Here is a 6,977-nt window from a genome sequence, read left to right as displayed (position 1 = left end):
GCGGCATCAACACCGACGAACCCCCCTTCTAGGAGAGCTCCGGAGCATGAAAATCCTTGTGGCAACCGGATTCACGCAGGGCACCAGCCCGCGTGACTACCACTACTGCGTGGAGCGCGAGTTGGTCTGGATCCAGGAACCCTGCGATCGCGACCTCAACGACCCGCGGGGGCCGTGCGGATGCGGTCGCGGCTTCGCGGGCGCGGCCTCACACCGTGCGACCACCACTGCGATGGTCGCCGAATCCACGATGACGCGGGACGACGTGGTGCTGGCATTCGAAACCAGCCTCGGCGACGGCGGATGGCCGGTCGACTGGGCCGAGAGCGTTGCCGACGACAACCTGGAGATCGCCGCGCAGTTGCCGGTCGGCGCGATCATCACGCGTGACCGCGACCAGTTCTTCCTACGAGGTGCGCTGTTCCGCTGAAACGGCGTGGTCAGGCGGCGTTGTCCGCACCCGGTTCGGTGCCGTACCGGCCGGCATTGAACAGCGAGGCGATCCCGCCGATCACCATCATGATGGCCGCGGCGCCGAACACGACGACGAGGCCGGCGTGGAAGGGTTCGGTGATCAACTCGGGGAAGAACGTCTGACCGGTCAATACATCGACATTCACGCCCGGATGATGCAGCGCGCCAGAGGGTTCGAGCAGTTCGGCGATCGGGTTGTAGCCCAGGAAGGCCGCGAACAGACTGCCGACGGGCGGCAGGTCGGCCACATCCTGGGCCACCGCGGCCGAAACGCCTTGGGCCTGAAGGCCACTGCTCAACGCGCCCGGCAGCGTGCCGGCCAACCCGACGATCATCAGCGAGAAGAAGATCCCGATCGACAGCGACGACCCGGCGTTGAAGAACGTCGCACGCACACCTGAAGCGGCTCCGCGCTGCGCGGCGGGCACACTCGACATGATCGCCGCGGTGTTGGGCGCGGTGAAGATGCCGCCGCCCAACCCGTTGAAGAAGATCAGCACCGCGAACACCCAGTAGTCGAAGTTCACCGGGATCATCAGCAGCGCGACGAACGTCACGGCCATCATGACCATGCCGCCGACGGTGAACGGGCGCGCACCGAACCTGTCGGACAGCGATCCGGCGATCGGACCGGCGATCAGGAAGCCCACCGTGATCGGCAGCATGTAGATCGCGGCCCACAGCGGCGTGGACTCGAAGGTGTACCCGTGCAGCGGCAGCCAGATGCCCTGCAACCAGATGATCAGCATGAACTGCAGACCGCCGCGGCCCACCGAGGACATCAGGCCGGCCAGGTTGCCCATCCCGAACGACGCGGACTTGAACAACCGCATGTCCACCATCGGCTGGTCGACCTTGAGTTCGATCACACAGAACGCCACCAGCAGCGCAAGACCCACACCGATCGAGCCCAGCACCGCGGGATTCCCCCACCCGGTGGACGACGTGCCGTAGGGCTGGATGCCGTAGGTGATCCCCAGCAGCAGCACGGTCAGTCCGACGCCGAAGGTCAGCGTGCCCGCCCAGTCGATCCGCCCGGGACTCCGCGTGCCGATCTCACGCAGCGACCGCACGCTCCAGACAGTGCCCAAGACGCCGATCGGCACTCCGACCCAGAACACGGCCTGCCAATGGATCTCCGAGAGCACGCCGCCGATCAGCAGACCGAGGAAGGATCCGGCGACGGCGGCAACCATGTTGACGCCCAACGCCATTCCACGCTGATTGGCCGGGAAGGCATCGGTCAGGATCGCCGACGACGACGCCATCAGCATGGCTCCACCAACCCCCTGGACCACCCGCCACGCAATCATCCACACCGCGCCCGCTCCCAGGTGGAACGGGTCGAACGACACCGCGATCGCGGCCAGGGTGAAGATGACGAAACCGAGGTTGTAGATGCGGACTCGGCCCAGCATGTCTCCGAGGCGTCCGAATGGGACCACGAGCACGGCCGTGACCACGAGATAGCCCATCAGCATCCACAGCAGGTAGCCGACGTTTCCCGGCGCCAAGGGGTTCAACCCGATACCGCGGAAGATGGCCGGCAGCGAGATCAGCACGATCGAGGCGTTGATGGTGGCCAACAGCGTGCCCAGGGTGGTGTTGGACAGTACGACCCACTTGTACCTCGGGTGGTCGTGGTCCATCTGGATGCGCCGGCGCGCGGTCGCGACCTCGGCAGTCGTGGTGTCTGTGTCGGTCGTCATCAGCCTCATCGTCTCGTTCAGATTCACATATATTAGCTATACAAATCATCTCCGAGCAAACCGTATTCCCCGTCCCCGACCGGACCATGCGCTAAGTTGGGCCCGTAACCCCCGGGAGCGCGCACCGAGCGTGCTGAGAGGACGGCTGGGGCCGTCGACCGGATGAACCTGACCGGGTAATGCCGGCGTAGGGAGTGATGAAGATGGCTGTACCCATTTCCACGGTGACCACCGGACCCATTTCGGGCAGCACCAAGGTCCATCGCGACCTGCCCGACGGGTCGCGCGTCCCGTTCCGTCGCGTGCACTTGAGCAACGGCGAGCACCTCGACCTCTACGACACCTCGGGGCCCTTCACCGACCCCGCCGTGACGATCGACCTCGCCAGGGGCCTGCCGCCGCGGCCCAACGTGGTCACCGACCGCGGCACGCAGCTGCAGCGCGCCAGAGCGGGCGAGATCACCAGCGAGATGGCGTTCATCGCCGAACGTGAAGGCGTCCCAGTGGAACTCGTGCGCGACGAGGTGGCGGCCGGTCGCGCGGTCATCCCCGCCAACCACAGGCACCCCGAGGCCGAACCGATGGTCATCGGCAAGGCTTTCGCGGTGAAGGTCAACGCCAACATCGGCAACTCCGCGGTGACCTCGTCGATCGCCGAGGAGGTCGACAAGATGGTGTGGGCCACCCGATGGGGTGCCGACACGATCATGGACCTGTCCACCGGTGCCGACATCCACCAGACCCGCGAGTGGATCCTGCGCAACTCCCCCGTCCCGGTCGGCACCGTGCCGATGTACCAGGCGCTGGAGAAGGTGGGCGGCGATCCGACCCGACTGACCTGGGAGGTGTACCGCGACACGGTGCTCGAGCAGTGCGAACAGGGCGTCGACTACATGACGGTGCACGCCGGGGTGCTGCTGCGACACATCCCGCTGACCATCGACCGGGTCACCGGGATCGTCAGTCGCGGCGGATCGATCATGGCGGCCTGGTGCCTGGCGCACCACACCGAGTCGTTCCTGTATACGCACTTCGCCGAACTCTGCGAGATCCTGGCACGCTACGACGTGACGTTCTCCCTCGGCGACGGGCTGCGCCCCGGTTCCATCGCCGACGCCAACGACGCCGCCCAGTTCGCCGAACTGCGCACCCTGGGCGAGCTCACCACCATCGCGAAAAGCCATGGCGTGCAGGTGATGATCGAGGGTCCCGGCCATGTGCCGATGCACAAGATCGTCGAGAACGTCCGTCTCGAGGAGGAACTCTGCGAGGAGGCGCCGTTCTACACGCTGGGCCCATTGGCGACTGACATCGCGCCCGCCTACGACCACATCACCTCGGCGATCGGCGCGGCCATCATCGCCCAAGCCGGCACCGCCATGCTCTGTTACGTCACCCCCAAGGAGCACCTCGGCCTGCCCAACCGCAAGGACGTCAAGGACGGGGTGATCGCCTACCGGATCGCCGCCCACGCGGCCGACCTGGCCAAGGGACATCCGAGGGCCCAACAACGCGACGACGCGCTGTCCAGAGCCCGCTTCGAGTTCCGCTGGGAGGATCAGTTCAACCTGTCGCTGGATCCCGACACCGCCCGCGAGTTCCACGACGAGACACTGCCCGCCGCGCCCGCCAAGACCGCGCACTTCTGTTCGATGTGCGGTCCGAAGTTCTGCTCGATGCGCATCACGCAGGACATCCGCGACGCGATGGCGGCGAAGTCGCAGGAGTTCGCCGACCACGGGAACCGCGTCTACCTGCCCTTGGCAGAATCGGCATCGTGAACCTGTTACCGCTCACCCCGCCGGCGCAGACACCGCTGCGGGTCATGACCATCGCCGGGTCGGACTCCGGAGGTGGCGCAGGCATTCAGGCCGACCTGCGCACCTTCGCCATGCTCGGGATCCACGGCTGCGTCGCGATGACGGCGGTGACCGTCCAGAACTCGGTGGGCGTCAAGGCCTTTCACGAACTCCCGACCGACATTGTGGCCGATCAGATCAGCGCCGTGACCTCGGACATCGGCATCCAGGCCGCCAAGACCGGGATGCTCGCATCCTCGGAGATCATCGGGGCCGTCGCCGAGACCTGGCGCGCCGAGGGCCTGGCCGGACAGGTCCCGCTGGTCGTGGACCCGGTGTGTGCCTCGATGCACGGTGATCCGCTGCTGCACCCCTCGGCCCTGGATTCGGTGCGCAACGAACTGTTTCCGCTGGCCACACTGGTCACGCCGAACCTCGACGAGGTGCGCCTGCTGGTCGGGATCGACGTCGTCGACGAGGCCTCGCAGCGCGAGGCCGCCCGCGCCCTGCACGCCCTGGGCCCGCAGTGGGCGCTGGTCAAGGGCGGCCATCTTCGGTCCTCGAAGATGAGTCCCGACCTGCTGTTCGACGGCACGGACTTCCACGAGTACGAGAAGCCACGCGTGCCCACGCCCCACGACCACGGCGCCGGGGACACCTTGGCGGCGGCGACGGCGTCGGCGCTGGCGCACGGCTTTTCGGTGCCGGATGCGGTGGAGTTCGGCAAAACGTGGGTCACCGAATGCCTCCGCGCGGCCTACCCGCTCGGCGCGGGCCACGGGCCGGTGTCGGCACTGTTCCGCCTGCAGGTCTCCCCGTGATCGACCTCGAGGCCATCGCGGGGATCGCACACGAACCCGACGGCACGCCACAGGGCACCGTGGTGCTGACCCACGGCGCCGGCGGTGACCGTGAGTCGCCGATGCTGATCCGCATCTGCGACCAGTGGGCCAGTCGCGGGTGGCTCGCCGTGCGCTACAACCTGCCGTACCGGCGTCGTCGCCCGAAGGGACCGCCCTCCGGGTCGGCCAAGGCCGATCAGGCCGGCGTCGTGGAGGCGATCGAGGCGGCGCGCACCCTAGGGGGCCCGGTGATCGCGGGCGGGCATTCCTACGGAGGACGGATGACGTCCATGGCCGTGGCGGAGGGCACCCGCGTCGACGTCCTGACGCTGTTCTCCTATCCGCTGCATCCGCCCGGTAAACCCGAACGCGCCCGCACCGAGCACCTGCCCGCGATCACGGTCCCGACGGTGTTCACCCACGGGACGTCCGACCCGTTCGGCAGCATCGATGAACTTCGCGCCGCGGCCGGCCTGGTCACCGGGCCGACCGAGGTCGTCGAGATCACCGGGGCGCGGCACGATCTGGGCTCCAAGACACTCGATGTTCCCGCGCTCGCGGTCGACGCGGCCGTCAAGCTCTTCCATCTTACTCCCGAGTAAGATACTGTGCGCTGGTGACAGCTGACCAGTTGCGAAGCGGCAGGCGAACATTGACCAAGGTCCTCGGACTCGGCCTGGCAGGCGTGGGCGTGGCCCATTTCACCAGCCCCAACCTGTTCGAGCCGATCACCAAGCCGGCGTTCCCCCGTCGCACCCGCCAGCACGTCTACACCAACGGCGGCATCGAGACCGCACTCGGACTGGGCCTGATCAGCGGCCGCACCCGCAACGCCGCGATCGTCGGGGCCATCGGATACCTGGCGTATCTGAGCGGCAACGCGGTCCGCAACAACCGCTAGAGCGGTTCGACCCCCAGAGTCACGTGCATCATGCGCCGCACACACGCCTGAGCGTGTGCGGAATCCTGGTAGGACACCAGCCTGCCGAGGTCGATCACCAGCGCCATCGCGGCGTGCACGACGAACCGGGCCTGCGCGCTGGAGAACTCGGGTCGGACGTCGACGAGCAGTCGGGCCCATGACCCGACGGTCGAACGCTGCACATTGCGGAGCATCTCCTGATCGGCGGCACCCAGGTTCACACGTTCGGCGTAATACACATACGACAGCTCCGGATATGCGAACGCGCTGGCCACATACGCCTCGACCAGCCGCAGCAGCGCCTCGCGCGAGTCGGTGACACCGGCCAGCGCCGACGTCAGCTCGCCCGACACACGGTCGGCGGCACGCCGGAACACCGCGGCCAGAATGTCCTGTTTGCCGGCGAAGTAGCGATAGATCGCCGAGGTCGGCATCCCCACCGCGGCCGCGATCTGACCCATTCCGGTCTCGTGGTACCCATGCTCGTCGAACAGCAGCAGCGACTGCTGGAGCACGGCCTCGTACCGGCCGATGGCGGCGGTCTCGGCGACCGGCCGGGGCGAGACGCTCGGCTGGGCCGCAGCGTCGGCGGCGGTGGGCAGGTCGGCGTCGAGCACCGCCCCGACGAGTCGCCGCATCAGCTCCTTGGTCTGCGGCGGGGGCAGTTTGGCGCGGTGGTCGGCGATGCTGCCCATGACACTCATCGCGGCCGACGACAGCGTCCACCGTTCCGATGACGACAGCTGGGGCCTGCGCTGGCGCAGTGGAATCTGGATCCGCCGGTTGACGACGCGGATCTGAGACATCAGCGCGGCCTGGTCGTCGCCCTCGAGGTAGCGACCCTCCCAGCGGTACAGGCCCGCGGAGTCCCGGTTGGCCAACGCCACGTCGACGATGGCGTCGACCATGCGGGCCTGAAGTTCGACGGCGTCCTCATCGGTGAGGTCGGGCGCGGCGTCGTCGCAGAAGCTCGTCGCGTCGACGAGTTGCTGGCCGAGGGTGAGCACCGCCGCGCGAAACATGTCGTACTTGTTGGCGTAATGCCGGTAGAGCGCGGTGGCCGAGATGTCGAGCACGGCGGCGATGTCGTCCATCCCGACAGCGTGGTAGCCGCGGGCACTGAACGCCTCCGCCGCAACCCTGGCGATCTGGGCTTTTCGGTCCTTGGGGCGCCGACGAACACGATCGGTCGAAGCGGTTCGCGGTGTCGGCACGCATTCACCCTAGCGGC

General features: G+C 67.5%; 7 protein-coding genes and 1 riboswitch. Of the genes, 5 read left to right on the top strand and 2 right to left on the bottom strand.

Annotated features, from left to right (window positions below; all coding sequences use genetic code 11):
* Positions 1-46 precede the first annotated feature (46 nt).
* Complete coding sequence (locus A5727_RS21990) at positions 47-430, top strand: DUF7715 family protein (RefSeq protein ID WP_068255007.1); 384 nt, start codon at positions 47-49, stop codon at positions 428-430.
* A 10-nt stretch (positions 431-440) separates the two neighbouring features.
* On the opposite strand, the gene A5727_RS21985 is transcribed toward A5727_RS21990, so the two are convergent.
* On the bottom strand, positions 441-2,183 hold the full coding sequence (locus A5727_RS21985; RefSeq protein WP_068255004.1) for an MFS transporter: 1,743 nt from the start codon (positions 2,181-2,183) through the stop codon (positions 441-443).
* Between the two features lie 101 nt (positions 2,184-2,284).
* A riboswitch (TPP riboswitch) is annotated at positions 2,285-2,394 on the top strand.
* On the opposite strand from A5727_RS21985, the gene thiC reads away from it, so the two are divergent.
* The 4 genes from thiC (at position 2,387) to A5727_RS21965 (ending at position 5,725) form a co-directional block, all read left to right on the top strand.
* A complete protein-coding gene (gene thiC, locus A5727_RS21980) occupies positions 2,387-3,964 on the top strand; it encodes a phosphomethylpyrimidine synthase ThiC (protein ID WP_068255072.1) in 1,578 nt (525 codons plus the stop codon). Its footprint overlaps the riboswitch before it by 8 nt.
* Positions 3,961-4,803: a bifunctional hydroxymethylpyrimidine kinase/phosphomethylpyrimidine kinase gene (gene thiD, locus A5727_RS21975; RefSeq protein WP_068255001.1), complete on the top strand. Its 843-nt coding sequence runs from the start codon at positions 3,961-3,963 to the stop codon at positions 4,801-4,803. Before thiC ends, thiD begins: the two co-directional genes overlap by 4 nt.
* Positions 4,803-5,426, top strand: a complete 624-nt coding sequence (locus A5727_RS21970) for an alpha/beta hydrolase family protein (protein ID WP_068255069.1) — start codon at positions 4,803-4,805, stop codon at positions 5,424-5,426. The genes thiD and A5727_RS21970 overlap by 1 nt, the downstream gene beginning before the upstream one ends.
* Before the next feature lie 14 nt (positions 5,427-5,440).
* Positions 5,441-5,725, top strand: a complete 285-nt coding sequence (locus A5727_RS21965; protein ID WP_231992184.1) for a DoxX-related protein — start codon at positions 5,441-5,443, stop codon at positions 5,723-5,725.
* On the opposite strand, the gene A5727_RS21960 is transcribed toward A5727_RS21965, so the two are convergent.
* Positions 5,722-6,960 (bottom strand): TetR/AcrR family transcriptional regulator, encoded by a 1,239-nt coding sequence (locus A5727_RS21960; RefSeq protein ID WP_068254995.1) that lies wholly within the window; start codon positions 6,958-6,960, stop codon positions 5,722-5,724. The genes A5727_RS21965 and A5727_RS21960 overlap by 4 nt on opposite strands.
* Positions 6,961-6,977 lie beyond the last annotated feature (17 nt).

The organism is Mycobacterium sp. ACS4331, from assembly GCF_001667265.1.
Lineage (GTDB): Bacteria > Actinomycetota > Actinomycetes > Mycobacteriales > Mycobacteriaceae > Mycobacterium.
This window is presented reverse-complemented; position numbering and strand designations above follow the sequence as displayed.

What these genes read in the sequence shown, in the direction of transcription:
- A5727_RS21990 (WP_068255007.1), top strand. Translation starts at nt 47, where the DNA reads ATGAAAATCCTTGTGGCAACCGGATTCACGCAGGGCACCAGCCCGCGT.
- A5727_RS21985 (WP_068255004.1), bottom strand. Translation starts at nt 2,183, where the DNA reads ATGACGACCGACACAGACACCACGACTGCCGAGGTCGCGACCGCGCGC.
- thiC (WP_068255072.1), top strand. Translation starts at nt 2,387, where the DNA reads ATGGCTGTACCCATTTCCACGGTGACCACCGGACCCATTTCGGGCAGC.